We start from the raw sequence: 25867 nt of genomic DNA, 5'->3' as shown, positions 1-25867 counted from the left end.
TCCCCGTCTTTCACCGTTGTTCCCCTGAAATCCCCGCCCGCTGTGGCTCTGGCAGACTCTCCGAAATCAACGTCCAACAGGAGAACTGCCATGACAGATCGTTTTTCCTCACGCAACGCCACGCCGACGAGCCCGGCCTATGACGGTTTCGAAATTGTCCCCGACGACGCCGTTCCGCTGGAAGAGGTGACGCGGGCCATTTATGTCGGCATCGGCGGCAGCATGACCGCAACCCTGATCTCCGGGGAAACGGTGACATTCGAGAACCTGCCCTCCGGCTTCGTTCTGCCGGTTCGCATCAGCCGCGTGCTTGTCACCGGCACCACTGCAGCCGCTCTGGTGGGGCTCGTATGAGGATCGCGAGCGGAATAGCGCTGCCCGGCAACGACCAGCGTTCCGGCGGATTTGCGGTGTCGCCGGCCTTTTATGCCTTCCCGGACAGCGGGACGGGGCGTTTCGGACCGGCGGCGGTTCTGGATTTTGCCGGCAGCCGCTATGCCCTGACCCGTATCGGCGCCCCCGCCATCGGGCTGGCGTCTGTGTCCGAACTGGCAATCCTCTCGGCAGTCTCCTTTGACCGTCTGGTTTCGTTCGCCCGGCCGGGCTTCGCGACCTATATCGACGAAGCAGGCATGATCAGGATGGCGGCGGCGAACGTGCCGCGCTTCGACCACGCCAACGGGCGGCGACAATTGCTGCTCGAAGGCCCTGCGACCAACAAGGTGCTGTGCAACAACGCCAATCCGACCGATCTGACCGGGATGGGCGGCTCCGGCGCGCCGGCTGTGCTTTCGGTCGTTGACGATACCGCTGCCCTTTCCGCCGCAGGGCTTTCCGAGGTCTGCTCGTCCGGAAAGGTCTACAGGCTGGACAACACGGCCGGGACGGCGGACGCCTTTGCCGTTGCGGCGGGGGACGCGGGCAACTCGGCACTTCACTCGATCTCGGCCTATGTGCGCGTTGCGGCGGGCGAGGGCTATCTGCGTATCAGCGGTGTGGTCAACAGCCCCAGTTTTGCGAATGCCGCCTATCAGCGCGTGACGCTCGACGGACACGCGACAACGACCGGCGCGACCTTCAGCGTCCGGGCGCGACCCGGCGCGGTGGTGTACTTCATCCTGCCCCAGTTCGAGCAGTCTGCGGTGACCAGCTCTCCCATCGTCACGAGCGGCGGCAGCGCCGTCACCCGGCCTGCCGACAAGGCGCGGCTGAGTGATGCCGTTGCCACGCTTCTTCAGCGCGACAAGGCCTCCTTGCTGGTTCAATGTGAAGGCCTTGTCGGATCTGTCGGCAGGATCATGGGCGGGGCAAGCTACTATCCCTTGCTCGGCTTTTCCGGAACCGATCTTCTGGTCGACCAGACGGCGGCACTTGCCACCGGGCTCGCCAAGCCGTTGCCGCGCGCCGGCGTTGCCTTCTGTTTCGACAGGGCCGAGGACGTCATCGGCGGCTCCTACAATGGCAACGCCGTGGTGACGGCCAGCCGGGAGCTTCTGTGCGACACGGCCAAGATCTATCTCGGCCGCGACGAGAACGCATCGACAACCGATCGCTTTGCCGCCGGCTGGTACGATCAACTGGTGATCTGGCCGTTCCGGATGGCCGATGCGGACCTGCAAGCAAAGGCGGCGCCCTATGCGTGATGTGTTTCTGAAGTTCGAAGACCATGCCGAGGCGCTGGCGACGCTTGCCAGCGTGGGCGTGACGGCCCCGGCCGAGGAGGGAGCGGATGTCCGCCTTGGCTACCGCGATACCGGCCTGCCGGCGGGCATGCTGGCGCTCAAGCCCGTGGGCGCGGCCTGCGACGGTCTCGTCTACGCCCCGACCGGCGAGACGCGGATGGACGGCGATGGCAATGAGCATGCGGAGATGACGGCCGTCGCCGGCTACCACTTCAATCTCCGTCTGGCCGACGGCACGGTTCTGCCGGCGGAACTGGAGGCCCATGTGGTCGCGCCCGAACCGGCAACGCCGGCCGAACGCTTCGCCTGATGAAAATGAAGAATGGCGACCCGCCGGGCCGCCATTTCCGATCATCCTATCCGCGCATCAGCTGGAACGCTCCCTGATGACTGCCGCAGGCAGCAGCGGGGCTATTCGTTGATCAGCCGCTTCAGCAACTCGACTTCCTGCGAGAGTTTCTGGTCCTTTTCCAGAAGATCCTCGATCTTGCGCACGGCATGCAGAACCGTCGTATGATCGCGTCCGCCGAAGCGGCGACCGATTTCGGGGAAGGAGCGCGGCGTCATGGTTTTCGCCAGGAACATGGCAATCTGCCGCGGCTTGACGATCACCCGCGTGCGGCGGTTGGAAACGAGTTCCTGGCGCGTCACGCAGTAATGACGCGCGACCACGCGCTGGATGTCCTCGATCCGCACGCGCTTCGGTTCGCCCGTGCCGACAAGATGTACCAGCAGCTCGTCGACCCGTTCGATCGAAAGGTCCGGCTCGAAGGAGCGGCGGAACAGGAGCTGGTTGAACGCGCCTTCCAGTTCGCGGCCGCTCGCCGTCACCTTGCGGGCGACATGGTCCAGGACGTCTGCGGCGATATCGATCGACGGGTCTTCCTGGCGGGCGAGGGCGAGCCTGCGCTTCAGCATTTCAAACCGCATGGCATAATCCGGGGCCTCGATCTCGAGCGAGACGCCGCCGGTGAGCCGCGAACGCACGCGCGGATCGAGCGATTCGAGTTCCCAGGGCGCGCGGTCGGCGGCGACGACGACCTGTTTTGCGCTGTCGAGCAGCGTGTTCAGCAGATGGCAGAACTCGTGCTGGATCATCTTGCCCTGCAGGAACTGCATGTCGTCGATGACCAGAAGATCGATATTGCGCAGCGAATCCTTCAGCGTCAGCGCGTCATTGTCGCGGATCGCGGTGGCGAACTTCCACATGAAGTATTCGGCCGTCAGATAGACCACGCGCTGCTTGTCGGGGGAGGCGAGAGCGGCGTTGGCGATGGCCTGCAGGAGATGCGTCTTGCCGAGGCCCACGGAGGAGTGGATGAAAAGCGGATTGAACCGGACTGCCGCCATGCCGGATTCGGCAATGGTCTTGGCCGCGGCGAAGGCCACCCGGTTCGACGAACCCTCGACGAAGCTGTCGAAGGTGAAGAAGGGATCGAGCGGCGAACCGAAAACGGTTCTCGGGCCCTGCGCCGCGCCGCGCGCAGACCCGCCCTCGGGCTCGGGCATCAGCGGCTGGTCGTTGACGGCGCGGGGAATCGGGCGCACGGCGGCCGTCTGCTGGGGCAGCACCGGCTTCGGCTTTTCCTCGGGAACCTGCGGACGCTGGGCGCGCGTTGCCGAACGCACGAGCACCTCGACCTTGAGCACCTGCGGACGCTCGGAGCGTGCCAGTTCGCACAACAGGTCGAGATAGTGGTTGTTGATCCACGACTTGAGGAATGCCGTCGGCACAGAGAAGCGGATAACGCTCTTGGAAGAGGACTGCAGCTTCAGCCGCCCGAACCAGCTGGCATAGACATCGGCGCCCACATGGGCCTTGAGCGCCGTGCAGAAACGCTCGAAAAACTGGCTGTCGGTACTCAAGGCAGCGTCCGGTGCTTCACTGTGTTCCCCTTTCAAGACCTCTGAAGCGCCTGCACCCTGCTCAGTGCGCGAAGTCACTGTCCTCGTTCTCATTCCTTGCCGCCTTTCAAAAGTCATCACCCGGGCGCGAGCGCCCTGTGCGCCCGCGGCCCGTTTTCCCTTTGACCCCGTTCAAAGGGTCGTTTGTTGAAATCGCCCGGGTCGAAGCCGGGCTTGGGACATTCCTTGCACATGCCGGCGCCCTTCCTCGTAAAGGGTGATGCTGGCCGCAAAATGTCCGGTCAGTCGTTTTGGGTCCCCGCTTGTTTTCCGGCCTGAAAAAGGCACACAATGACCGAACCGGATTTCTCGAAGAAAACCGGTGCGCAACCTATGATTGTCGGAAGGACGAAGCCAAAACGACTCCGCTTCCAGCTTCGGGAAGACAACGCGTCCCTGGAGAACGCGCCCCTCCCGACAAGGTCGGGAGCTCAATCCGTCCGCTGATGTGGGAAGCATTTAGGCAAGAACGGCCGTCAATTTCAACAAGGAATTTTGCGCGAATCGCCGCTGCTCGCATTGACTCAAGGGGTCGATTTTGACTCGCTTGCCGGGCTCTCAAAAGAATCGCTTTTGAATCAATTAGATTCGGAAGGCGCTCATTTTTCGGCGCCGATTCGGGGTCGAAAAAATAAAATCTCTTGACGCGTTTCGGGGGCGCGAATTCGGGCCAAATTTGGTTGAAATGTGGCCTTCCTCCCGCAACCTATTGAAATCACGTTAAAAAAATCGTCATTTTTGTGACATGTGGTTGAAACGCGATTGTCATGAAGGGCAAGCCTATGAAGAAAAACAAAAAACCCGGCCAAAGGCCGGGTTCTTCGAAAAGCTGGTACTTGTTCGCTCTCAGGCGCTCAGCGTCTTGACCCGCTGAGCGAGACGCGAAACCTTGCGCGAGGCCGTATTGCGATGCAGGACGCCCTTGCTGGCGGCGCGGGCGATTTCCGGCTCGGCGGCCTTCAGCGCTTCCTTCGCCTGATCGAGATTGCCGGCTGCGAGCGCCTCCTCGACCTTGCGGACGAAGCCGCGAACACGCGAGCGGCGGGACTTGTTGATGGCGGTACGGCGGGCCATTTTGCGCGTCGCCTTTTTCGCCGAAGTTGTATTGGCCATATAAGTCTCTCTTCGAATGTGGTCGCAAGCTCCGGCATCGGCGGCACGCCGTCAAAGGCCAGGGTCGCTTTTCTGCCGGGAGCAATCGATGAAGCTTTGCAGCTTTCAACACTGTGGTGCGGGCATATAAAGGCAAACGGACGGTCCGTCAATGAACAATTGAAGAAAAGACCCGCCGCCGCCGCTGGCCTCTCGCCGCAATGCTCCTGCTGCGGCGTGTCGCGCCATTGCCATTGCGCCGGTGCGTTCTAAACTTCATGAAGGATTAAGAGCCGCGGAGGCCCCTTCGGCCACGGCACAAGACAGAAGGCAAAGGGTACAGCAACATGCGCGTCACAGTCTTTTCGGCCAAGCCCTATGACGAGGAATTCCTCAAAGCCGCCAATGAGGGGCGTCATGACCTGGTGTTCACGGAGGCGCCGCTGCATGCGCCGACGGCCAAGCTCGCCGCAGGCTCCAAGGCCGTCTGCGCCTTCGTCAATGACGATCTCGGGGCCTCGACGCTCACGGAACTGAAGGAGGCCGGGGTCAAGCTCGTTGCGCTCAGATGCGCGGGCTTCAACCGGCTCGATCTGACGACCGCCGATCATCTGCAGATGGCGACCGCCCGGGTGCCCTCCTATTCGCCCTATGCCATTGCCGAACACACGCTGGCGCTGGTGATGACGCTGAACCGCAAGATCCACCGCGCCTATAACCGGGTGCGGGAGGGCAATTTCGCGCTCAACGGGCTTCTGGGCTTCGACCTGCACGGCAAGACGGTGGGCGTGGTCGGAACCGGCGGGATCGGCCGCAACGTGATGCGGGCCTTTTCCGGTTTCGGCTGCAAGATCCTCGCCTTCGACCCCTATCCGAGCGACGAGGCCATCGCGCTCGGCGCGCGCTATGTCGACAAGGGCGAATTGCTCGAGCGTTCGGAGATCATCACGCTGCACTGCCCGCTGACGCCGGAGACGCGGCATTTCATCGACGAGGATGCGATCGCCGCCATGCAGCGCTGCAGGATGCTGGTCAACACCAGCCGCGGCGGCGTCATTGATACGCTCGCCGTCATCGAGGGGCTGAAGTCGGGACGAATCGGCGCTCTGGCGCTCGATGTCTATGAGGAAGAGGAGGACCTGTTCTTCCGCGACCTCTCCTCCACCGTCATCCGCGACGATATCTTTGCCCGGCTTCTGACCTTTCCCAATGTGCTGATCACCGGTCATCAGGGCTTCTTCACCGAGGAGGCGCTCTATAACATTGCCCATACCACGATCGGCAACATCACCGCCTTCGAGGAAAAGGGCGCGGCGCTCCATCCGATCGACCGGCGATAGAGCGTTCTATCCCATTATCCCTTCTGGCAGGCCGGACAATAGAAGGTCGAGCGGCCGGCCTGCACGGCGCGGGCCACCGTGCCGCCGCAGTCTTCATGCGGGCAGGGTGCGCCGGTGCGGTCGTAGACGGAAAAGGAGTGCTGGAAATAGCCGAGCGTGCCGTCCGTCCTGCGGTGGTCGCGCAGCGTCGAGCCCCCGGCCTCGATCGCCTCGGCAATGACGGCGCGGATTGCCGGAACAAGCCTCTTCAGTCCTTCCTTCGGCCTTCCCCTCGGCGTGACGAGGCGGCCCGCGGCGCGAAAGGGCGAAAGCCGGGCGCGCCAGAGCGCCTCGCAGACATAGATATTGCCGAGGCCGGCGATATTGCGCTGGTCAAGGAGGGCGGATTTGACGGCTTGCGTCTTGCCGGCAAAGCGCGCGGCCAGGAAATCGGCATCGAGACTGTTGCCGGTCGGCTCCGGCCCGAGGCCGGCAAAGGTCGGATCAGCTTCCAGCATTGCCTTCCGCGCAAGCTTGATGAAGCCGAAGCGGCGCGGATCGTTGTAGACAATGCGCCGTGCCGGCGCGCCGCTCAGTTCGATGATCACGTGGTCATGCAGCGCATTGACGCTGCGCGGCGCATGAAACCGGCCCGGCAGGTGGGCATCGTCCTCCTCCTCGACGCGCCAGGAACCCGACATGCCGAGATGGGCGATGATTGTGGTGCCGTCATCGAGGTCGATCAGCAGGTATTTCGCCCGTCGCCCCAGGGCGACAATGGTCCTGTTCGCCGCAGTCTCGACAAGGTTTTCGGGAAAGGGAAAGCGAAGGTCGGCGCGGTTGAGAACGAGCTTCTCGATCCGGCGACCCTCCATGGCGGGCGCCAGTCCGCGGCGGACGGTTTCGACTTCGGGCAGTTCCGGCATCTTAATTTAAGCCTTTGGCGTTTCGCTTTATTCCGTTTCGGTTTATAGCCGCACTGTCGGCGGGCGACAGCAATAGCGCAAGGTTTCGGCTTTCGCTATGCTCGCCTGAAATTTCAATCGGGTAACAGATAGGTGCGAATATGGCTGAAAGCCGGACCGGTGCGCAGGGCGGCATGGAAACCTCTTTCGGCTTCAAGGACGTCGCTGATGGCGAAAAGCAGCCGCTCGTCAACGACGTGTTTCACAAGGTCGCCAAACGCTACGACATGATGAACGACCTGATGTCGGCGGGCCTGCACCGCGCCTGGAAGGACGGCATGGTGAGCGCGCTCAATCCGCCGCCGAACCCGGATTACCGGGTGCTCGACGTTGCCGGCGGCACGGGCGATATCGCCTTTCGCATCGTCAAGGCCTCGCGCGGGCTAGCGCAGGCCACGGTGCTTGACATCAACGGCTCGATGCTTGCCGTCGGCGAGGAGCGGGCGGCGAAGAAGGGGCTTTCCGGCAACCTCACCTTCGTCGAGGCCAATGCGGAGGACCTGCCGTTCGATGACAAGAGCTTCGATGCCTATACGATCGCCTTCGGCATCCGCAACGTGCCGCATATCGACAAGGCGCTGTCTGAAGCCTACCGCGTCTTGAAGCGGGGCGGGCGTCTTCTCGTGCTGGAATTTTCCGAGGTCGAGGCGCCGATCCTCGACAAGGTCTACGAGGCCTGGTCCTTTCATGCCATTCCGCTGGTCGGAAAGGCGGTCGCCGGCGACGGCGAGCCTTACCGGTACCTGGTCGAATCGATCCGCAAGTTCCCGAGCCAGGCGGACTTTGCCGCGATGATCGAACGCGCCGGTTTTTCGCGCGTCAAATTCACCAATTATTCGGGCGGCATCGCCGCCCTTCACTCAGGCTGGAAGCTTTAGGCACGGCTCATGGGCGCGTTACGATCCTATTTCAATCTGCTCGGCGTTGGCTGGGTGCTGGCCCGCGAAGGCGTGATCAACGCGCTGCCGTCGGAAGGCCTGCCGGCCTATGCGCGGCTGGTGAAGGCGCTGCTCGTGCCGTTTGCCCGGCCGAGCGCGCGCAAGAAGGACCGTTCCGACCGGCTGGGCAAGGCGATCTCGCGGCTCGGCCCCTCCTATGTGAAGATGGGCCAGTTTCTAGCGACCCGGCCTGATGTGGTCGGCGACGGCTTTGCCAACGATCTGGCGCAGCTGCAGGACCGCATGCCGTTCTTCTCGGTGGAGGCATCGAAAGCCACCATCCGCTATTCGCTCGGCCGCCCGGTGGACGAGCTCTATACGTCCTTCGGCGATCCGATTGCCGCCGCCTCGATCGCGCAGGTGCATCCGGCGGAAGTGATCGATGGCGACGGCCGCCGGCAGAAGGTCGCGGTCAAGGTGATCCGTCCCGGCATTCGCCAGCGCTTCCAGGAAGACCTCGGGGCGATGTATCTGGTCTCGCGCATGCAGGAGCGGTTCATCCGCTCCAGCCGCAGGCTGCGCCCGGTCGACATCACCCGCACGCTGGAGCAGACCACCAAGATCGAGATGGACTTGCGGCTCGAGGCGGCGGCCATCTCCGAGATGACGGAGAACACGGCCGAGGACCCCGGTTTCCGCCTGCCGAAGGTGGACTGGGAGCGCACCGGCCGCGATGTCGTCACCATGGAATGGATCGACGGCGTCAAGATGTCGGACCTCGAGGGGCTGAAGAAGGCCGGGCACAATCTGGAAGAGCTGGCGGTCACGCTGATCCAGTCCTTCCTGCGCCACACGCTGCGCGACGGCTTCTTCCACGCCGACATGCATCCCGGCAATCTCTTCGTCGACAATGACGGCATGATCGTCGCCGTCGACATGGGCATTGTCGGCAGGCTCGGCAAGAAGGAACGGCGGGTTCTGGCCGAAATCCTCTACGGCTTCATCACCCGCGATTACATGCGCGTGGCGGAGGCGCATTTCGAGGCGGGCTACGTGCCGGCGCACCACAACAAGGCCTCGTTCGCCCAGGCGATCCGGGCCATCGGCGAGCCAATCCACGGCCAGTCGGCCGAGACGATCTCGATGGGCAAGCTGCTTACGCTCTTATTCGAGATCACCGAAATTTTCGAGATGTCGACGCAGACGCAGTTGATCAACTTGCAGAAGACCATGGTGGTGGTGGAGGGCGTGTCGCGCATGCTCGACCCGCATTTCAACATGTGGAAGGCCTCCGAGCCCGTGGTCGGCAAGTGGATCGAGGAGAATCTCGGCCCGAAACGCGTGCTCGCCGATATGCGCGAGGGCATGCGCGCGGCGCTGAAGCTCGCCGAGGCGGTGCCGGAAATCGCCGACAAGACCGAGAAATTCCACAACGAGATCATTGCCATGAGCGAGAAGGGCCTGCGCTTTGACGAGAACACGGCCGAAGCGATCGGCCGCGCCGAAGCGCGGCATACGCGTTCGGGCCGGGTGGCGCTGTGGCTGATAGCAATCGTGCTCGGTTACCTTGCTGTCGTGGCGTCGTTCATGTGGCTGGGGTAGGGCTTGGTGCCAGTAAGCTCGCCGCATAGCGCCCGCCGATCTCCTCCCTTGAGGAGGAGATGTCGCAATAGCGACAAAGGGGGGTATAGGCATAAGCATCAGGCTCCGAAATCGGCGGGAGGGTTCACCCCCCTCTGCCCCTTTCGGGGCATCTTCCCCTCAAGGGGGGAGATTGATGGAAACCTTTTCCGCGTCTCCCTCCAATCAACGGAGCATAACCATGCGCATCGGCGGACGTCTTCAAGGCGCGATTGAAGTCCTTTCTGACGTTGAAGAGCGGCGGCGGCCGATTGCCAATGCGCTGAAGGACTGGGGCACGGCGCATCGGTTTGCCGGTTCCGGCGATCGTGCGGCGATCGGCAATATCGTCTATGACGCGCTGCGGCTGAAACTGTCCCACGCCTGGCTCATGGAGGACGACAGCCCGGCGGCGCTTGCCCATGCCGTCCTCTTCCGCCAGTGGGGCATTGCGCCGCAAGCGCTTGCCGAACGGCTGGACGGCGACAAGTTCGCGCCCGAACCGCTCTCCGATGCCGCGCTCAAGGCTTTCGTCAGCCGCAACCTTGCCGATGCGCCCGACGATGTGCGCGGTGACCTTCCCGAATGGATATTGCCGGCTTTCAAGCAGAATTTCGGCGACAACTGGCTGGCTGAAGCCGAGGCGTTGAACCTGCGCCCGCCGCTGGATTTGCGCGTCAACACGCTGAAGGCAACGCGCGAGAAGGTGCTGAAGGCCCTTGCCCGCAGCGGCGCCGGCGAGGGCGGGATCGCACCGGAGGCGATCCGCATTCCGCCCGGAAGCGGACCGGACCGGCTGCCCAATGTCACCGCCGAGCTTTCCTTCCAGAAGGGCTGGTTCGAGGTGCAGGATCAGGGCTCGCAGATCGTCGCCAAACTGGTCGGTGCGAAGGCCGGCGATCAGGTGCTCGACTTCTGCGCCGGAGGCGGCGGCAAGACGCTGGCGCTGGCCGCGGCGATGGAGAACGCCGGACAGGTCCATGCCTATGACGCCGACCGCACGCGGCTTGCGCCGATCATCGAGCGGCTGAAGCGGGCGGGCACGCGCAATGTACAGGTTCACGATTCGCTGGAAGGGCTCTCGGACCTTGAGGCGCGCTTCGACCATGTTCTGGTGGATGCGCCCTGCACGGGCACCGGCACCTGGCGTCGCCGGCCGGACATCAAATGGCGGCTTTCGGAAAAGAACCTCGAGGAGCGCACGGCCCAGCAGGCCGAGGTGCTTGCCGATGCCGCACGCTTCGTCAAGCCGGGCGGACATCTGGTCTATGTCACCTGTTCGCTTCTGCCGGCGGAAAATCAGGATCAGATCGCGCGGTTTCTGCAAGGCGAGGCCGGCAGCGGCTTTGCGGCCGTCGATATGGAAACCGTCTGGTCCGCCGTGTTTCCCGGCGTCGGGGCGCGGCCTCATGTCTCCGGCGCAGGCTTTGCCACGCTGACGCCGGCGGCCACGGGAACGGATGGTTTCTTCTGCGCGGTTCTGGTCCGAAAATTCTGAATTCAGCGAGCGGAATTGACGATCATCAAGGCGTAAATTCACCCGGTCTGCCTATTGTCTGTCCAATAACTGGATTATTTGACACAAGTTTGTTTTTCCTTCATGTAGACCGCGATCAATCATGCGTGAACTCATTGAAGGAGAGGGATTCATGAAACGCACGACAACCATGCGCGTTGCGCTTTCGGCTTTCGCGGCCTCGACTGTTCTTGCGGCCATGCCGGCCTTTGCGGCGGACGTGACGCCGGAAGAGGTCGTCAAGCATTACGCCGACGTCGCCCATGCCAAGTATCAGGACAGCCTGACCACGGCGCAGGAACTCGACGCGGCAATCCAGGCCTTCATCGAGGCCCCGAGCGAAGAGACGCAGGCCGCCGCCAAGCAAGCATGGATCGCCGCCCGCGTTCCCTACCAGCAGACCGAGGTCTATCGCTTCGGCAACCCGGCCGTGGATGACTGGGAAGGCAAGGTCAATGCCTGGCCGCTGGACGAAGGCCTGATCGACTATGTCGACGCCTCCTACGGCATGGAAAGCGACGAGAACACGCTCTACACCGCCAATGTGATCGCCAATCCGGAAATCGAGATCAACGGCGAGGCCGTCGATGCGGCCGAGATCACGCCGGATCTTCTGGCCAATACGCTGCATGAGGCCGGCGGTATCGAAGCCAATGTCGCGACCGGCTATCACGCCATCGAATTCCTGCTCTGGGGCCAGGACCTCAACGGCACGGATGCCGGCGCGGGCGAACGCTCCTACACGGACTATCTTTCGGGCGAGGATTGCACCAACGGCAATTGCGACCGTCGCGCCGCCTATCTCTCGGCGGCCTCCGAACTGCTGATCTCCGACCTCGAGGACATCGTCGCGGCCTGGGAAGAAGGCGGCGAGGCCTACGCTTATGTGACCGAGGAACCGACACGCGGCGTCGCCGCCATCCTCACCGGCATGGGCTCGCTCTCCTATGGCGAGCTTGCCGGCGAGCGCATGAAGCTCGGCCTTCTGCTGCACGATCCGGAAGAGGAGCATGATTGCTTCTCCGACAACACCCATGCCTCGCACCTGAACGATGTCATCGGCATCCTGCAGGCCTATACCGGCGATTACGTCCGCGTTGACGGCACGGAAATGTCCGGCGCTTCGGTTTCCGATCTCGTTGCTGCCAAGGACGCAGCGCTGGATGAGGAACTGAAGACGAAGCTGCTTGCGACCGTCGAAGCGATGGAGGCGATGGCGACCCGCGCGGAAACCGTCGAGGCCTATGACCAGATGATCGGCGAAGGCAATGACGAGGGCAATGCCACCGTTCAGGCCGCCATCGACGGACTGATCGACCAGACGCCTTCGATCGAGCGTGCGATCGCGGCTCTGGATCTCGGCCAGATCGAACTGGAAGGCTCCGACAGCCTTGACGCGCCTGAGGCGGTGTTCCAGTAGGAACTGGTTTTGGGGCGCGGCTTCATGCTGCTTGGCGGTTAACGCCGCACCCGCCCCGCATTCTGCGTCATCCTCGGGTCAGGCCCGAGGATGACGCTGAGAGAAAAGGCGAGACAGGTCCATAGAGCGAGAGCGTCTGTCAGAAGACGGCGAAAATGTGCGCCTCGCAACACATAAAGGACGGCCGGAACGACCGTGATAGCATGATGAAACGGCATATTACTGCAATGACGACGGCGGCTCTGGCCGCTTCATTGTGTTTTTCGGCAGCCCTTGCCGCCGACTGGCCGCTGCCTGATACGCGCGATGATCTCGATGCCGGGGACAAGGCCCGCGTGGAAAAGGTCACCGAGCCGACCGACGATTTTTCCAAGGCCGAACGGTTCGAGACCATGCAGGGCGGGGCGGCGACCACAAAGGCCACCGTCAACCGCGATGTTTTTTCCAAATCCTCGGCCAATATCACCTTCGCCGAGGAAGAGACTTTCAAGCTCGGCAATGCGTTGTTCCGCAAGTTCTGGGTCTCCTCGCCGTCTTCGACGCAGGCCTCCGACGGGCTCGGTCCGCTCTTTAACGCGCGCTCCTGCCAGAGCTGCCATTTGAAGGACGGGCGCGGCCATCCGCCGGAAGGCGACAGCGATGCCACCTCGATGTTCCTGCGTCTGGCGCGGCCCGCCCGCACGCCGGAGGAGCAGGCGCGCATCGACAGCTACGAGACGATCAATTTCCCGGACGAGGTCTATGGCGGCCAGTTCCAGGATTTCGCCGTGCCGGGCCTTGAGGCCGAAGGCCACATGAAGATCGACTATACGGAAAAGCCGTTCGTGCTCGGCGATGGCACGGTCGTGTCGCTCCGCGAGCCGACCTATAGCGTGACGGATCTGGCCTATGGCCCGATGGGCGCGGACACGACGCTTTCGCCGCGCATCGCCAACCAGATGATCGGCATGGGGCTGATCCAGGCGATCCACCCGGCCGATATCCTGTCCCGGGCCGATCCCGATGACGCGGACCACGACGGCATTTCCGGTCGTCCGGCCATCGTCAGCGATCACAGGACCGGCGAAGTCAAGCTTGGCCGTTTCGGCTGGAAGGCGCAGAATGCCAGCGTGCGCGACCAGTCCTCCGGCGCCTTTTCCGGCGATATCGGCATTTCCTCGCCGGACGCGCCGAACCATTGGGGCGATTGCTCTGAGACGGAGAGCGCCTGCCTCGACATGCCCCACGGCGCCCAGGCGCGGCTCGGCGAGACCGAGGCGCCCGATCCGGTGATGGAGCTTGTCACCTTCTATTCCGAAAACCTCGCCGTGCCCGCCCGCCGCGATGTCGATGACCCTGAGGTGCTGCGCGGCAAGCAGGTGTTCTACGAGGCCGGCTGCACCGCCTGTCACACGCCGAAATATGTCACCAGCCGCGATGCGGAAAACCCCGCCCATCGTTTCCAGCTGATCTGGCCCTATTCCGATTTCCTGCTGCATGACATGGGCGAGGGACTTGCCGACCATCAGCAGGTCGGCGTTGCCGATGGCTATGAATGGCGCACCGCGCCGCTCTGGGGCACGGGGCTGACCGAGGTTGTCAGCGGCCATTCCTTCTTCCTGCATGACGGAAGGGCGCGCAACCGCACCGAGGCGATCCTGTGGCATGGCGGCGAGGCTGAGGATGCGCGGGACAATTTCGCCAATGCCTCGAAAGAGGACCGAGACGCGCTGATCACATTCCTGGAATCGCTGTGAGACATGAGGTCGCTGTGAGACATCTTGCCGGAACCGCCTTCGCCATCCTTCTCGCTCTGCCGCTTGGCGCAGGCAGTGCCCGGGCCATGAACGAGGATAACGTGCCGATGGTGCTGGAAAAGGCCGTCGACGGTTTCATCCGCCCCGGCTATCACGCCTTTGAAGAGGCCTCCGGCGTCATGGCCTCGGCAATGGGCGCCTTCTGCGCCACGCCTGACGAGGCGACCTATGGGGAGGCGACGGCAGCCTTTGACGAACTGGTCGGCGCATGGTCGCATATCGAGATCGTGCGCACCGGCCCGGTCATCGATGACCACCGTTTCGAGCGCATTCTCTTCTATCCCGATCGCAAGAGCATCGGCCTGAAACAGGTGCAGGCTGCGATCATCGAGGAGGATGAAAGCGCGGCCGATCCCGACTACCTGCCGGAAAAGAGCGTCGCCATGCAGGGCCTGCTGGCGCTGGAATTCGTTCTCTTCGGCACGCAATACGAGACGATGTTCGAGGCGCCGGAGACCTATCGCTGCCGTTACGGCGCGGCGATTGCCGAGAATATCGACACTATCGCCGGCGAGTTGTCGGAGGAGTGGGATGCAAAGGACGGCGTTGCCGCCCACTGGAAAAATCCCGGCCCCGACAATCCGCTGTTCCGCACGAATGACGAGGCGCTCACGGCGCTGCTCGGCGTTCTGGTGCACGGCATGGAGACCGTGCGCGACCAGCGTCTCGAATATTTCTACCGCGGCGAGGAAGGCCCGAATATTCCCACCCGCGCGATCTACTGGCGTTCGGAAAATACCTGGCCTTCGATCCGCGACAATCTCGCGGGCCTGCAGGCACTGTTGAACAATTCGGATATGGTCGATCTGCTCGACGAGGATGTGCGCTCCATCGTCTCCTCCATCAACTTCCTGTTCTCCTCCGTCGAGGGCGTGGTCGGCGGCATGAACCCGGATATCGAGGTCGTGCTCTCCGATCCGGACCAGCTTGCAAAGCTCGATTACCTGCTGATCAACACCAGGGACCTGATCCTGAGGCTCAACGACCGCTATGGCGGCGCGATCGGCCTTGGCGCGGGCTTTTCCTTCTCCGACGGGGACTGACGCGCATGCGCTCGCCGCTTGTCGACCGTCGCCATTTCATGAAGGCCGCAGGCGCCGCCTTTCTCGCAGGCCTTGCGCCGCGGGCGGCCTTTGCGCTGTCGCGGGCCGACGCGGTCTATGCCACCGGCATCCGCAAGCCGGACCGCAGCTTTGCGCTGGCGCTGATGAGCGAGGCGGGCGATTTCATCGCCGAGATCGAGCTGCCCGACCGTATCCACGGACTTGCCGCTTCGCCCGCAACGGGAGAGGTGGCTGCCTTTGCCCGCCGGCCCGGCACCTTCATTCTGGTGTTCTCGCCCGATGGCGGCAGCGGCCGGTTCATCATCAATTCCGTTGCCGACCGGCATTTCTATGGCCATGGGGCGTTTTCTCCGGATGGACGGTTTCTCTATGCCAGCGAGAATGATTTCGAAAACCGGCGCGGCGTGATCGGCATCTATGATCGGCGCGATGGCTATCTCAGGGTCGGCGAATATCCGACCTACGGCATCGGTCCCCATGATCTGGCGGTCTCGCCGGACGGGCGCTTTCTGGTGGCGGCCAATGGCGGCATCGAAACCCATCCGGATTTCGGCCGCACCAAGCTCAATCTCGACCATATGGAGCCGTCCTTGGCCCTGATCGATGCGGCGTCCGGCGCGCTTGTCGAAAAACATGCGCTGCCGGCCGATCTTCGCCAGCTTTCGACACGGCATCTGGCAATCGGCGAAAAGGGATGCGTCTGGTTCGCCTGCCAGTATGAAGGCCCGCGTAACGCGCTGCCGCCGCTCGTCGGCCGGTTCGCCCCCGGCGAGGCGCTCGCCTTTGCCGAACTGCCGGAGGATATCACCATCGGGCTTGGCAATTATGTCGGCGCCATCGCCTATAACCCGCGCGACGGGCTGATCGGCCTTTCCTCTCCGAAGGGCGCGGGGATGGTGGTGACGCTTGACGAGGCCACCGGCGCGTTGCGGTCTTCGCGCGCGCTCGCCGATGCGGCGGGCATTGCTGCGGCAGACCATGGCTTTGCTGTCGGCACCTATGGCGGTTCGTTCAACGGGCGCCATCATGATGTCGCTTTCGATCAGCATATCCAGCGGCTGACCGAACACTAGACTGACTGGACAACAGGGTTTTGCGCGCTAGATCGGTCTCGCCATGAAAAACATCCTTATCCATGCCGTCTTCATCGTCGGCGTCGTCATCGCGGGTTTCATCGTCGGTATCGTCAACGTGCCGGGCGAATGGTACCAGTCGCTCGCCAAGCCGCCCTTCAACCCGCCGAACTGGGTCTTCGCCCCCGCCTGGAGCCTGCTTTATGTGCTGATCGGCTGGGCCGGCGCGCGGCTTTTCATCGCCCGGCCGCAAACCTCCGGGGCGCTGACGCTCTGGTCGGCGCTTCTGGTGTTGAACCTTGCCTGGTCGCCGCTCTTCTTCGGCATGGAAATGCCGGCGGCGGCGCTCGTGGTCGTGGTCGCGCTCCTTGCCGGCATCCTTCTGTTCATCGCCCGCACCTGGGGCAAGGACCGGCCTGCGGCCCTGCTGTTCGCGCCCTACGCGGCCTGGGTCGCCTTCGCGACGCTGCTCAACGCCTCGATCGTTTACCTCAATTGATCTTTCCCGCTTGTTGGGAATAGGCGACCGTGCCAATCTCCGGCTCAAGACGAGGTGAGGCATGGCGAATTTCGAGCACGGCGATTTTCACGCCCGGATCATGAACAGTTTTGCAAGCCAGGGCGCGATGGAGATGCTCGGGGCGGAGCTGACCCGCATCAGCCACGGCGTGGTGGAAATCGAGCTGCCGTTCGATCCGAAACTGACCCAGCAGCACGGAATTCTCCATGCGGGCGTGATCGCGACGGGGCTCGAGACCGCCTGCACCTATGCCGCCTATACGATGATCGATACCGACGCCTCGCTGCTCACCATCGAGTTCAAGGTCAACCTCCTGTCGCCGGGGCGCGCCGGGCGGTTCCTGTTTCGCGGCGAGGTGACGAAGCCCGGCACAAACATCATCGTCACCGACGGGCGCGGCTATGCGATCGGCGAGGACGGTCCGGCAAAGCTGATCGCCTCCATGTCCGGCACATGCATGGTCGTGCGCGACCGGGAAGGGTTCCAGGGGTAGATGCTCGATCGGGTTGCCGGAAAGGACGTTCTCTTCGTGATGGCGGCCGAGGCCGAATATGGCGAAAGGCTGAAGGCGCGGATTTCACCGCTGATGGCGGGCGTTGGCCCGGTCGAGGCCGCGATCTCCCTGACCAAGGCGCTCACCGTCTCTGCCGCGGCCGGCAGGCTGCCGGCGCTCGTTGTCTCGCTCGGTTCGGCCGGTTCGGCCACGCTGGAGCAGACGGAAGTCTATCAGGCCGCCTCGGTCTCCTTTCGCGACATGGATGCCTCGCCGCTCGGCTTCGAGAAAGGCCGGACGCCGTTTCTGGATATCCCGGCCGAAGTTCCGCTGCCGTTCTCGATTCCCGGCCTGCCTTCAGCCCGCCTTTCGACGGGCGCCAATATCGTCTCGGGCGCGGCCTATGATCTAATAGACGCCGAAATGGTGGACATGGAGACCTTCGCCCTCCTGCGGGCCTGTCAGGTCTTTGGCGTGCCGCTGGTCGGCCTCAGAGGCATTTCCGATGGCAGGGAGGAGCTCAAGCACGTCACCGACTGGACCCAATATCTCCATATCATCGATGAAAAACTCAGCCATGCCGTCGATCGGCTGGAAAGCGCCATTGAAACGGGCGCGATTCCCCTCTAAACGCAGCTTTTAGCTTTCATCGAGCGGAAGGCCTCCCATGACCGCAGACATCACCCATCCCGATTCCGTCCTGATCATCGATTTCGGCAGCCAGGTTACGCAGCTGATCGCGCGTCGCGTGCGCGAGACCGGCGTATTCTGCGAGATCGTGCCGTTCCAGAAGGCGGAGGAGGGGTTCGAGCGGCTGAAGCCGAAGGGGGTGATCTTCTCCGGCGGGCCGGATTCCGTCACGCGGGACGGCTCGCCGCGCGCGCCGCAGGCGGTGTTCGACAGCGGCGTGCCGATCCTCGCCATCTGCTACGGCCAGCAGACCATGTGCGTGCAGCTTGGCGGAACCGTGGAAGGCGGCCACGCCGCTGAATTCGGCCGCGCCGATGTCGAGATCCTGAAGGCCTCGCCGCTGTTCGAGGGCATCTGGGAGGTCGGCAAGAAATATCCGGTGTGGATGAGCCACGGCGACCGCGTCACCCGCGCGCCGGAAGGGTTCGAGGTGATCGGCGTCTCGCCTCACGCGCCCTTTGCCATCTGCGTCAACGAGGAAAAGCGCTACTACACCACCATGTTCCACCCGGAAGTGGTGCACACGCCCGACGGCGGCCGGCTGCTTTCCAATTTCGTGCACAAGATTGTCGGGCTGAAATCCGACTGGTCGATGGCGGCCTACCGCGCCGAAATGGTGCAGAAGATCCGCGATCAGGTCGGCGACAAACGCGTGATCTGCGCGCTCTCCGGCGGCGTCGATTCATCCGTTGCCGCGCTGCTGATCCACGAGGCGGTGGGCGACCAGCTCACCTGCATCCTCGTCGACCATGGGCTGATGCGCAAGAACGAGGCGGCCGAAGTGGTCGCCATGTTCCGCGAGCACTACAATCTCCACCTCATCCACGTCGATGCGGTCGACAAATTCGTCGGCGAGCTCGAAGGCGTTGCCGATCCGGAAACAAAGCGCAAGATCATCGGCCGCCTGTTCATCGAAACCTTCGAGGACGAGGCGAAGAAGCTCGGAGGCGCCGATTTCCTCGGCCAGGGCACGCTCTATCCGGATGTGATCGAAAGCGTCTCCTTCTCCGGCGGCCCTTCGGTCACCATCAAGTCGCACCACAATGTCGGCGGTCTGCCCGAGCGCATGAACATGCAGCTGGTCGAACCGCTGCGCGAGCTCTTCAAGGACGAGGTCCGCGTGCTCGGCAAGGAGCTCGGCCTGCCCGACAGCTTCATCGGCCGTCACCCTTTTCCGGGGCCGGGCCTTGCCATCCGCTGCCCCGGCGGCGTGACGAAGGAAAAGCTCGACATCCTGCGCGAGGCCGATGCGATCTATCTCGACGAGATCCGGAAAAACGGCCTCTACGACGTCATCTGGCAGGCCTTTGCCGTGCTGTTGCCGGTGCAGACCGTCGGCGTGATGGGCGATGGCCGCACCTATGAATATGTCTGCGCGCTGCGCGCGGTCACCTCGGTCGATGGCATGACGGCGGATTTCTATCATTATGACATGAACTTCCTCGGCAAGGCCGCGACCCGCATCATCAACGAAGTCCGCGGCATCAACCGCGTCGTCTACGACGTGACCTCGAAGCCGCCGGGGACCATCGAGTGGGAATGATTCAGACCCATCCGAACATCGCCGATTTTGCGCCGAAACACGATCTAACCAACTGAAAATAAAAATAAATTCATTCTATTCCTATCGATATCTATCGGTGGGCATAGATCGCGTTTGGCAGCCTCGCTGACGGGCCTCGCCCCCATTGATCAAACGGAAAAACGAAAGTACCGTCAGGAGTAATGAGGCTCATGACGGTACTTTTTTTGATCTAAGACGCTGATTTAAAAGTGTTTTCGACGCCGCCAGCCTCCAAAAACCGCGTGACGGTACTTTTCCGCAAGGAGGCCCGAAATGTTGACCGATGCAGCACTTAAGTGTTTGAAGCCAAAAGCCAAAATGTACAAGGTCTCCGATCGTGACGGCATGTATGTGCGCGTCGCGCCGTCGGGTGCCATCTCGTTCAGGCTCGACTATCGGCTGAACGGCAGGCGAGAGACCATCTATCTCGGTAGGTATGCCCGTGACGGAATATCGCTCGCCAGGGCTCGGGAGCTATGCATCGACGCACGGCGCGCAATTGCCGAGGGGCGGTCACCTGCCATTGAGAAGCAGCGGGAGAAGCGCCGGATCAAGGAAGCGAAGAGTTTCGGTCAGTTCGGAGAGAAGTGGCTGACGAACGCAACCATGGCCGACAGTACGCGCGCGATGCGTCGCTCCATCTTCGAGCGCGAACTGATGCCCGTCTGGCGCAATCGTCTTCTGACGGAGATCACGCCTGATGACCTGCGTGCCCACTGCGGCAAGATCGTCGAACGAGGTGCGCCTGCAACGGCTATCCATGTGCGGGATATCCTGAAGCAGATCTACAGCTATGCCATTCTGCACGGCGAGAAGGTCGTCAATCCGGCCGATGACGTCGGTCCGGCTTCAATCGCCACCTTTACGCCGAAAGACCGCGCATTGTCGCCCGCCGAGATCCGCATCATGTTCAAGCAACTCGAGCATGTCGCGACGCTGCCAACGATCCGCCTCGGTATGAAGCTCTTCCTCCTGACCATGGTCCGAAAGAGCGAGCTGCAGGACGCGGTGTGGGACGAGATCGATTTCGACAACGCTGTCTGGACGATACCAAAGGAACGCATGAAGCGGTCGAAGCCGCACAACGTCTACCTGTGCCGACAGACATTGGACATCATGATCGCGCTCAAAACCTGCTCCGGCAACTCCCGATATCTTCTGCCGTCCCGGTACGACGCTGATGCTCCAATGTCCCGCGCGACCTTTAACCGTATCACCTACGCTGTCGTCGCACAGGCCAAGAAGGAGGGATTGCCGCTGGAGCCGTTCACCGTGCACGATCTGCGGCGCACCGGGTCGACGCTGCTAAACGAATTGGGCTTTAACAGCGATTGGATCGAAAAGTGCTTGGCGCACGAGGACGGGCGCTCATCGCGCGGCGTTTATAACAAGGCCGAGTATGAAGTGCAGCGCCGGCATATGATGCAGCAGTGGGCGGATACTGTTCCGTCTCAACGCCTTTGAGACAGATCTGGCTTAACGGATAAGGGAGGGTTTTGGCTCATCATAGCGCACGCAAAGGAAGCGAAGATGAGACAGAAATCCGGGCAGCAGAAGCCGACGGCAGACAAGGCGATCAAGGATATCCGCCGGGCCACACGCAAATCCTATTCGGCCGAGGAAAAGATCCGCATTGTGCTGGAAGGCCTGCGCGGCGAAGACAGTATCGCCGCGCTCTGCCGCCGCGAGGGTATCGCCGAAAGCATGTATTACACTTGGTCGAAGGAATTTCTCGAGGCCGGCAAGCGGCGCCTGGCCGGCGATACGGCTCGGGCCGCAACGACGGATGAGGTGAAGGCATTACGTCGGGAAACACGCGATCTGAAAGAGGTCGTGGCCGAGCAGACGCTGGAGCTGCGCCTGCTCAAAAAAAGCATGATCGGGGATGGGGACGCAGAAGAATGAGATACCCCGCATCCGAGAAGTTGGAAATCATCCGGCTGGTCGAGCAATCGCACCTGCCGGTGAAGAAGACACTGGAGCAGCTCGCCATTCCCCGCCAGACCTTTTACCGCTGGTATGACCGTTTCCAGCGCTTTGGCGTTGAGGGGCTGGAGGACCGCTCATCCGCCCCGTCACGGGTATGGAACCGCATTCCCGATACTATCAGGGACGAGGTGATAGAGCTGGCGCTTGAAGAGCCGGAGCTCTCCCCGCGCGAACTGGCGGTGACCTTCACCGACACAAAAAGCTATTTCGTATCAGAGGCGTCCGTCTATCGCCTGCTCAAGGCGCACGATCTGATCACCTCGCCAGCCTTCATTGTCGTCAAGGCGGACAATGAATTCAGGGACAAGACCGTTCGCCCCAATGAGATGTGGCAAACCGATTTCACCTATCTGAAGGTGATCGGCTGGGGCTGGTTGTATCTGTCCACCATCCTCGATGACTTTTCCCGATATATCGTGGGATGGAAACTGTGCACGAACATGAAGGTGGGTGATGTAACCGACACGCTGAACATTGCGCTTTCTGCATCCGGCTGCGACAGCGTCAAGGTGGAGCACAAACCGCGGCTTCTGTCGGATAATGGCGGATGCTACATCGCCGAAGACCTGGCGGACTGGCTGAAGGACAGGAAGATGGAGCAGCTTCACGGCGCGCCCGGTCATCCGCAGACCCAAGGCAAGATCGAGCGCTGGCACCAGACGCTGAAAAACCGGATCCTGCTCGAGAATTACTTCTTCCCCGAAGACCTTGAAGCGCAGATCGGCGCATTCATCGACCATTACAACAATCGCCGATACCACGAGAGCCTCGGCAACCTCACACCGGCGGATGTCTACTTCGGCAGAGGAGACGAAATCCTGAAACAGCGAAAGAGGATCAAGCAACAGACCATTCAAAACCGACGCTTGCAACACCACGCAAACGCGGCTTAAATCAACACATCAGACGAGCCAATCTCTCCTGATAGCCAGACCCCATTCTGTCCATAATCATTCGACGACGGACACCACGAGGACGGCAGGCTTGCGACAGGGCCGATCGCCCTGGTGGAGGTGCAGGCCTATGTCTATGGCGCCTGGCGGGCGGCCGCGATCATTGCCCGCCAGCTGGGTAAGGACGATGACGCCTTGAGTTTCGACCGAATGGCCGAGACATTGCGCATCAACTTCGACAAAGCGTTCTTTGACGAAGAGCTGCAAACCTATATCCTGACGCTCGACGGCGAAAAGAAACCTTGCCGCGTCCGCTCGTCGAATGCCGGTCATGCGCTGTTCACGGGGATTGCTTTTCCGGAACGCGCCGAGAAGGTCGTCCGGACCCTGATGGCGCAGTCATCTTTCTGTGGCTGGGGTGTACGCACTATTGCCGCCTCCGAGGCACGCTACAATCCGATGAGCTATCACAACGGATCGGTCTGGCCGCATGATAATGCGCTGATCGCTGCCGGTTTCGTGCGGTACGGCTACCGGGCCGAGGCAGCACGCATCTTCGAAGCACTGTTTGCCGCATCGACCTACATCGATCTCAGGCGACTGCCCGAGCTCTACTGCGGCTTCGTTCGCCAGCGCGGGAAGGGGCCTACGTTCTACCCCGTCTCGTGCATCCCGCAGGCTTGGGCTGCCGCAGCACCGCTCTTCCTGCTGGCTGTTGATTTGCGCTGAGAACTGACCCGGGATTGCGGGAAATTATCACTGAGATTTGACCCATGTTTCAATCACCCCTCGCGAGGTTCAAGCGGGGGTTCTGGAGTGATCGACATGGCGTTATTGAGCGTAATTCGGCGCTGGCATTTTCGAGAGCATTTATCGATCCGGGAGATTTGTCGCAGGACCGGCCTATCCCGGAATACCGTCCGGAAATATCTGCGACTTGACGGCGTTGAACCGAAGTTCAAAGTCCCGGAGCGGCCGAGCAAGCTTGATCCGTATGCGGATCGGCTGTCGGCCTGGCTGAAGACGGAGTCAAAGAAGGGCCGCAAGCAAAAGCGCACCTTGAAGCAACTCCATGCCGACCTGATGAGCCTCGGCTATGAGGGTTCCTATTGCCGTGTTGCAGCCTTTGCCCGGGAATGGAAGGCGGACCGGCAAAGGGAATTCCAGACGACAGGGCGCGGAACGTTCGTGCCTCTGGCATTTGAGCCGGGCGAAGCCTTCCAGTTCGACTGGTCTGAAGATTGGGCCATCATCGACAATGAGCGCACCAAGCTGCAGGTAGCGCATACCAAGCTGAGTTATAGCCGCGCCTTTATCGTCCGGGCCTACCTCCTGCAGACGCACGAGATGCTGTTCGACGCCCACAATCATGCATTCCGCGTCTTCGGCGGCATTCCAGGACGTGGGATCTACGACAATATGCGCACGGCGATCGACAAGGTCGGCCGTGGCAAGGATCGCGACGTCAACGTCCGTTTCCTGGCGATGGCCAGCCACTATGTGTTTGAGCCCGAGTTCTGCAATCCTGCATCCGGCTGGGAGAAGGGACAGGTCGAGAAGAATGTGCAGGATGCACGCCATCGATTCTTCCAACCCATACCCCGCTTCCCGTCATTGGAAGCCCTGAACGATTGGCTTGAGCTTCGCTGCAAGGAGTTCTGGACCAAGACCCCGCATGGTCAGATGCGCGGCACCATCGCCGACATCTGGGCTGAGGAGGCTCAGGTATTGATGCCTCTCTCCCGGCCATTCGACGGGTTTGTCGAATATACGAAACGGGTCACACCGACCTGCCTCGTGCATCTGGAACGCAATCGCTACAGCGTCCCGGCATCCTTCGCCAACCGGCCGGTGAGCATGCGGGTTTACCCGGAACGTGTTGTGATCGCTGCAGAAGGTCAGATCGTTTGCGAGCATCGCCGCGTCATCGATCGATCCCATGACCGGCCGGGACAGACGATTTACGACTGGCGGCATTATCTGGCGGTGGTGCAACGCAAGCCAGGTGCCCTGCGCAATGGCGCGCCATTCGCCGAACTCCCCGGTGCATTCCGATCCTTACAGCAATACCTGCTCAAGAGGCCGGGTGGTGATCGTGAGATGGTCGATATTCTGGCGCTGGTCCTTCAGCACGATGAACAAGCGGTGCTCTCGGCCGTGGACCTGGCGCTGAAGTCAGGCGTTCCGACCAAGACGCATGTACTGAACCTGCTGCATCGCCTCGTCGACGGTAAACCCTGTACGCCCCTCACCATTGATGCACCACAAGCCCTGACGCTCACCAATGAGCCCAAGGCCAATGTTGAACGATACGACACCCTGAGAAAGACGGAGGCTCGCCATGCGCCATAACCCCGCAAGCGGCGCGATCGTCATCATGCTGCGTCAATTGAAGATGCATGGCATGGCCCAAGCCGTCGGCGAGCTCACCGAACAAGGATCGCCGGCATTCGAAGCGGCAATCCCCGTCCTGTCACAACTCCTCAAGGCCGAAACCGCCGAGAGGGAAGTCCGTTCGACTGCCTATCAGCTCAAGACCGCACGCTTTCCAGCCTACCGTGATCTGAACGGCTTCGACTTTGCCAGCAGTGAGGTCAACGAAGCGCTTGTGCGCCAGCTCCATCGCTGCGAGTTCCTCGACGCCGCCAACAATATCGTTCTGGTCGGCGGTCCCGGTACAGGTAAAACGCACATTGCCACCGCGATCGGCGTTCAGGCCATTGAGCATCACCACAAGCGGGTTCGGTTCTTCTCAACAGTCGAACTGGTCAACGCGCTGGAACAGGAGAAGGCCCAAGGCCGCCCGGGTCAGATCGCCAATCGCCTGGCTCATTCCGATCTCGTCATTCTGGATGAACTGGGATATCTGCCGTTTAGTGCCTCAGGTGGCGCACTGCTCTTCCATTTGCTGAGCAAACTCTACGAGCACACCAGCGTAATCATCACCACCAACCTCAGCTTCAGTGAATGGGCCAGCGTGTTCGGCGATGCCAAGATGACCACCGCGCTGCTCGACCGCCTTACCCACCACTGCCATATCCTCGAGACCGGAAACGACAGCTTTCGCTTCAAGAACAGCTCAGCTCATGAAACCAAAACAACAAAGGAGAGACGGAGGAACTTGACCACGACAACCGAATAGAACGTTATATAAAGGCGGGTCAATTCTCGGCGCAAATCCCGGGTCAGTTCTCAGCGCAAATCAACAAAAAATACGTCTTCGCGATCGCGATCGCGTTTGGGCGGGATGAATTAACGGCGGGAGGGGTCGAGAAAGGGATCTCGCGACAAGGCCAGATGGATCAATATCCTATCTGGATCGGCTCAGAACTGTTTGTGAGTATATCGACGAAAAGCAGCTTAAAATTAGCTGTCCACGCTGGTCCGC

The 25867-nt window shown here is 61.8% G+C and carries 21 protein-coding genes and 2 pseudogenes; 20 read left to right on the top strand and 3 right to left on the bottom strand.

Translation table 11 applies throughout. The features are described from left to right. Positions 1-90: 90 nt before the first annotated feature. From AZF01_RS13970 to AZF01_RS13960, 3 genes are read left to right on the top strand one after another with little or no spacing between them, the layout of a single operon-like run. The gene (locus AZF01_RS13970) at positions 91-354 is read left to right on the top strand and encodes a hypothetical protein (protein ID WP_024708983.1); all 264 of its coding nucleotides are present in this window, start codon (positions 91-93) and stop codon (positions 352-354) included. After that, positions 351-1643 carry a hypothetical protein gene (locus tag AZF01_RS13965; protein WP_024708984.1) on the top strand — a complete coding sequence of 431 codons (1293 nt, stop codon included), beginning with the start codon at positions 351-353 and terminating at the stop codon, positions 1641-1643. Before AZF01_RS13970 ends, AZF01_RS13965 begins: the two co-directional genes overlap by 4 nt. Further along, positions 1636-1992 carry a hypothetical protein gene (locus tag AZF01_RS13960; protein ID WP_024708985.1) on the top strand — a complete coding sequence of 119 codons (357 nt, stop codon included), beginning with the start codon at positions 1636-1638 and terminating at the stop codon, positions 1990-1992. The genes AZF01_RS13965 and AZF01_RS13960 overlap by 8 nt, the downstream gene beginning before the upstream one ends. Before the next feature lie 101 nt (positions 1993-2093). Here the strand turns inward: AZF01_RS13960 and dnaA are convergent, their stop codons facing one another. Next, positions 2094-3584, bottom strand: a complete 1491-nt coding sequence (dnaA, locus tag AZF01_RS13955; protein ID WP_371260701.1) for a chromosomal replication initiator protein DnaA — start codon at positions 3582-3584, stop codon at positions 2094-2096. 849 nt (positions 3585-4433) lie between these two features. Next, entirely contained in the window at positions 4434-4700 is a 267-nt protein-coding gene (gene rpsT, locus AZF01_RS13950) for a 30S ribosomal protein S20 (RefSeq protein ID WP_024708987.1), read from the bottom strand. A 326-nt stretch (positions 4701-5026) separates the two neighbouring features. Here rpsT and AZF01_RS13945 point away from each other — a divergent pair, with 326 nt between their 5' ends. After that, positions 5027-6019 carry a 2-hydroxyacid dehydrogenase gene (locus tag AZF01_RS13945; protein WP_024708988.1) on the top strand — a complete coding sequence of 331 codons (993 nt, stop codon included), beginning with the start codon at positions 5027-5029 and terminating at the stop codon, positions 6017-6019. 14 nt (positions 6020-6033) lie between these two features. On the opposite strand, the gene mutM is transcribed toward AZF01_RS13945, so the two are convergent. Then, positions 6034-6924 (bottom strand): bifunctional DNA-formamidopyrimidine glycosylase/DNA-(apurinic or apyrimidinic site) lyase, encoded by an 891-nt coding sequence (gene mutM / locus AZF01_RS13940; RefSeq protein ID WP_024708989.1) that lies wholly within the window; start codon positions 6922-6924, stop codon positions 6034-6036. A 140-nt stretch (positions 6925-7064) separates the two neighbouring features. On the opposite strand from mutM, the gene ubiE reads away from it, so the two are divergent. From ubiE to istB, 16 genes and pseudogenes are all read left to right on the top strand, one after another. After that, the gene (ubiE, locus tag AZF01_RS13935; RefSeq protein ID WP_024708990.1) at positions 7065-7841 is read left to right on the top strand and encodes a bifunctional demethylmenaquinone methyltransferase/2-methoxy-6-polyprenyl-1,4-benzoquinol methylase UbiE; all 777 of its coding nucleotides are present in this window, start codon (positions 7065-7067) and stop codon (positions 7839-7841) included. Between the two features lie 9 nt (positions 7842-7850). Then, positions 7851-9443, top strand: coding sequence for a 2-polyprenylphenol 6-hydroxylase (gene ubiB / locus AZF01_RS13930; protein WP_024708991.1), 1593 nt, complete (start codon positions 7851-7853; stop codon positions 9441-9443). A gap of 220 nt (positions 9444-9663) precedes the next feature. Beyond that, a complete protein-coding gene (locus tag AZF01_RS13925) occupies positions 9664-10959 on the top strand; it encodes an RsmB/NOP family class I SAM-dependent RNA methyltransferase (RefSeq protein WP_061449697.1) in 1296 nt (431 codons plus the stop codon). Positions 10960-11110: 151 nt separating this feature from the next. Continuing rightward, entirely contained in the window at positions 11111-12397 is a 1287-nt protein-coding gene (locus AZF01_RS13920; RefSeq protein ID WP_061449876.1) for an imelysin family protein, read from the top strand. A gap of 206 nt (positions 12398-12603) precedes the next feature. Continuing rightward, positions 12604-14133, top strand: coding sequence for a di-heme oxidoredictase family protein (locus AZF01_RS13915; RefSeq protein WP_245308943.1), 1530 nt, complete (start codon positions 12604-12606; stop codon positions 14131-14133). A 14-nt stretch (positions 14134-14147) separates the two neighbouring features. Continuing rightward, positions 14148-15236 carry an imelysin family protein gene (locus tag AZF01_RS13910; RefSeq protein WP_245308942.1) on the top strand — a complete coding sequence of 363 codons (1089 nt, stop codon included), beginning with the start codon at positions 14148-14150 and terminating at the stop codon, positions 15234-15236. A gap of 5 nt (positions 15237-15241) precedes the next feature. After that, entirely contained in the window at positions 15242-16330 is a 1089-nt protein-coding gene (locus AZF01_RS13905) for a DUF1513 domain-containing protein (RefSeq protein WP_061449694.1), read from the top strand. A 43-nt stretch (positions 16331-16373) separates the two neighbouring features. Further along, positions 16374-16829 carry a TspO/MBR family protein gene (locus AZF01_RS13900; RefSeq protein WP_061449693.1) on the top strand — a complete coding sequence of 152 codons (456 nt, stop codon included), beginning with the start codon at positions 16374-16376 and terminating at the stop codon, positions 16827-16829. A 61-nt stretch (positions 16830-16890) separates the two neighbouring features. Continuing rightward, positions 16891-17343 (top strand): PaaI family thioesterase, encoded by a 453-nt coding sequence (locus AZF01_RS13895; RefSeq protein WP_061449692.1) that lies wholly within the window; start codon positions 16891-16893, stop codon positions 17341-17343. Next, on the top strand, positions 17344-17973 hold the full coding sequence (locus tag AZF01_RS13890) for a 5'-methylthioadenosine/S-adenosylhomocysteine nucleosidase (RefSeq protein WP_061449691.1): 630 nt from the start codon (positions 17344-17346) through the stop codon (positions 17971-17973). A 37-nt stretch (positions 17974-18010) separates the two neighbouring features. Beyond that, positions 18011-19576 (top strand): glutamine-hydrolyzing GMP synthase, encoded by a 1566-nt coding sequence (gene guaA, locus AZF01_RS13885; RefSeq protein WP_061449690.1) that lies wholly within the window; start codon positions 18011-18013, stop codon positions 19574-19576. Between the two features lie 294 nt (positions 19577-19870). Beyond that, positions 19871-21043 (top strand): annotated as a pseudogene (locus tag AZF01_RS13880) (tyrosine-type recombinase/integrase); the annotation flags it as partial. An 84-nt stretch (positions 21044-21127) separates the two neighbouring features. After that, positions 21128-22479, top strand: a protein-coding gene (locus AZF01_RS13870) for an IS3 family transposase (protein WP_152534477.1) whose coding sequence is annotated in 2 segments (ribosomal slippage) — positions 21128-21463 and positions 21466-22479 — 1350 coding nt in all. Because the reading frame shifts where the segments join, the coding sequence is not laid out codon by codon here. An 81-nt stretch (positions 22480-22560) separates the two neighbouring features. Then, a pseudogene (locus AZF01_RS13865) lies at positions 22561-23190 on the top strand (amylo-alpha-1,6-glucosidase); the annotation flags it as partial. 114 nt (positions 23191-23304) lie between these two features. Continuing rightward, entirely contained in the window at positions 23305-24831 is a 1527-nt protein-coding gene (gene istA, locus AZF01_RS13860) for an IS21 family transposase (protein WP_024706304.1), read from the top strand. After that, a complete protein-coding gene (gene istB / locus AZF01_RS13855; protein WP_024706303.1) occupies positions 24821-25621 on the top strand; it encodes an IS21-like element helper ATPase IstB in 801 nt (266 codons plus the stop codon). Before istA ends, istB begins: the two co-directional genes overlap by 11 nt. Positions 25622-25867 lie beyond the last annotated feature (246 nt).

Source organism: Martelella sp. AD-3 (genome assembly GCF_001578105.1).
Taxonomy (GTDB): domain Bacteria; phylum Pseudomonadota; class Alphaproteobacteria; order Rhizobiales; family Rhizobiaceae; genus Martelella.
Note: the sequence above shows the minus strand (reverse complement) of the source record. Positions and strands in the feature narration are given on the sequence as shown.

What these genes read in the sequence shown, in the direction of transcription:
- AZF01_RS13970 (WP_024708983.1), top strand. Translation starts at nt 91, where the DNA reads ATGACAGATCGTTTTTCCTCACGCAACGCCACGCCGACGAGCCCGGCC.
- AZF01_RS13965 (WP_024708984.1), top strand. Translation starts at nt 351, where the DNA reads ATGAGGATCGCGAGCGGAATAGCGCTGCCCGGCAACGACCAGCGTTCC.
- AZF01_RS13960 (WP_024708985.1), top strand. Translation starts at nt 1,636, where the DNA reads ATGCGTGATGTGTTTCTGAAGTTCGAAGACCATGCCGAGGCGCTGGCG.
- rpsT (WP_024708987.1), bottom strand. Translation starts at nt 4,700, where the DNA reads ATGGCCAATACAACTTCGGCGAAAAAGGCGACGCGCAAAATGGCCCGC.
- AZF01_RS13945 (WP_024708988.1), top strand. Translation starts at nt 5,027, where the DNA reads ATGCGCGTCACAGTCTTTTCGGCCAAGCCCTATGACGAGGAATTCCTC.
- mutM (WP_024708989.1), bottom strand. Translation starts at nt 6,924, where the DNA reads ATGCCGGAACTGCCCGAAGTCGAAACCGTCCGCCGCGGACTGGCGCCC.
- ubiE (WP_024708990.1), top strand. Translation starts at nt 7,065, where the DNA reads ATGGCTGAAAGCCGGACCGGTGCGCAGGGCGGCATGGAAACCTCTTTC.
- ubiB (WP_024708991.1), top strand. Translation starts at nt 7,851, where the DNA reads ATGGGCGCGTTACGATCCTATTTCAATCTGCTCGGCGTTGGCTGGGTG.
- AZF01_RS13925 (WP_061449697.1), top strand. Translation starts at nt 9,664, where the DNA reads ATGCGCATCGGCGGACGTCTTCAAGGCGCGATTGAAGTCCTTTCTGAC.
- AZF01_RS13920 (WP_061449876.1), top strand. Translation starts at nt 11,111, where the DNA reads ATGAAACGCACGACAACCATGCGCGTTGCGCTTTCGGCTTTCGCGGCC.
- AZF01_RS13915 (WP_245308943.1), top strand. Translation starts at nt 12,604, where the DNA reads ATGAAACGGCATATTACTGCAATGACGACGGCGGCTCTGGCCGCTTCA.
- AZF01_RS13905 (WP_061449694.1), top strand. Translation starts at nt 15,242, where the DNA reads ATGCGCTCGCCGCTTGTCGACCGTCGCCATTTCATGAAGGCCGCAGGC.
- AZF01_RS13900 (WP_061449693.1), top strand. Translation starts at nt 16,374, where the DNA reads ATGAAAAACATCCTTATCCATGCCGTCTTCATCGTCGGCGTCGTCATC.
- AZF01_RS13895 (WP_061449692.1), top strand. Translation starts at nt 16,891, where the DNA reads ATGGCGAATTTCGAGCACGGCGATTTTCACGCCCGGATCATGAACAGT.
- AZF01_RS13890 (WP_061449691.1), top strand. Translation starts at nt 17,344, where the DNA reads ATGCTCGATCGGGTTGCCGGAAAGGACGTTCTCTTCGTGATGGCGGCC.
- guaA (WP_061449690.1), top strand. Translation starts at nt 18,011, where the DNA reads ATGACCGCAGACATCACCCATCCCGATTCCGTCCTGATCATCGATTTC.
- istA (WP_024706304.1), top strand. Translation starts at nt 23,305, where the DNA reads ATGGCGTTATTGAGCGTAATTCGGCGCTGGCATTTTCGAGAGCATTTA.
- istB (WP_024706303.1), top strand. Translation starts at nt 24,821, where the DNA reads ATGCGCCATAACCCCGCAAGCGGCGCGATCGTCATCATGCTGCGTCAA.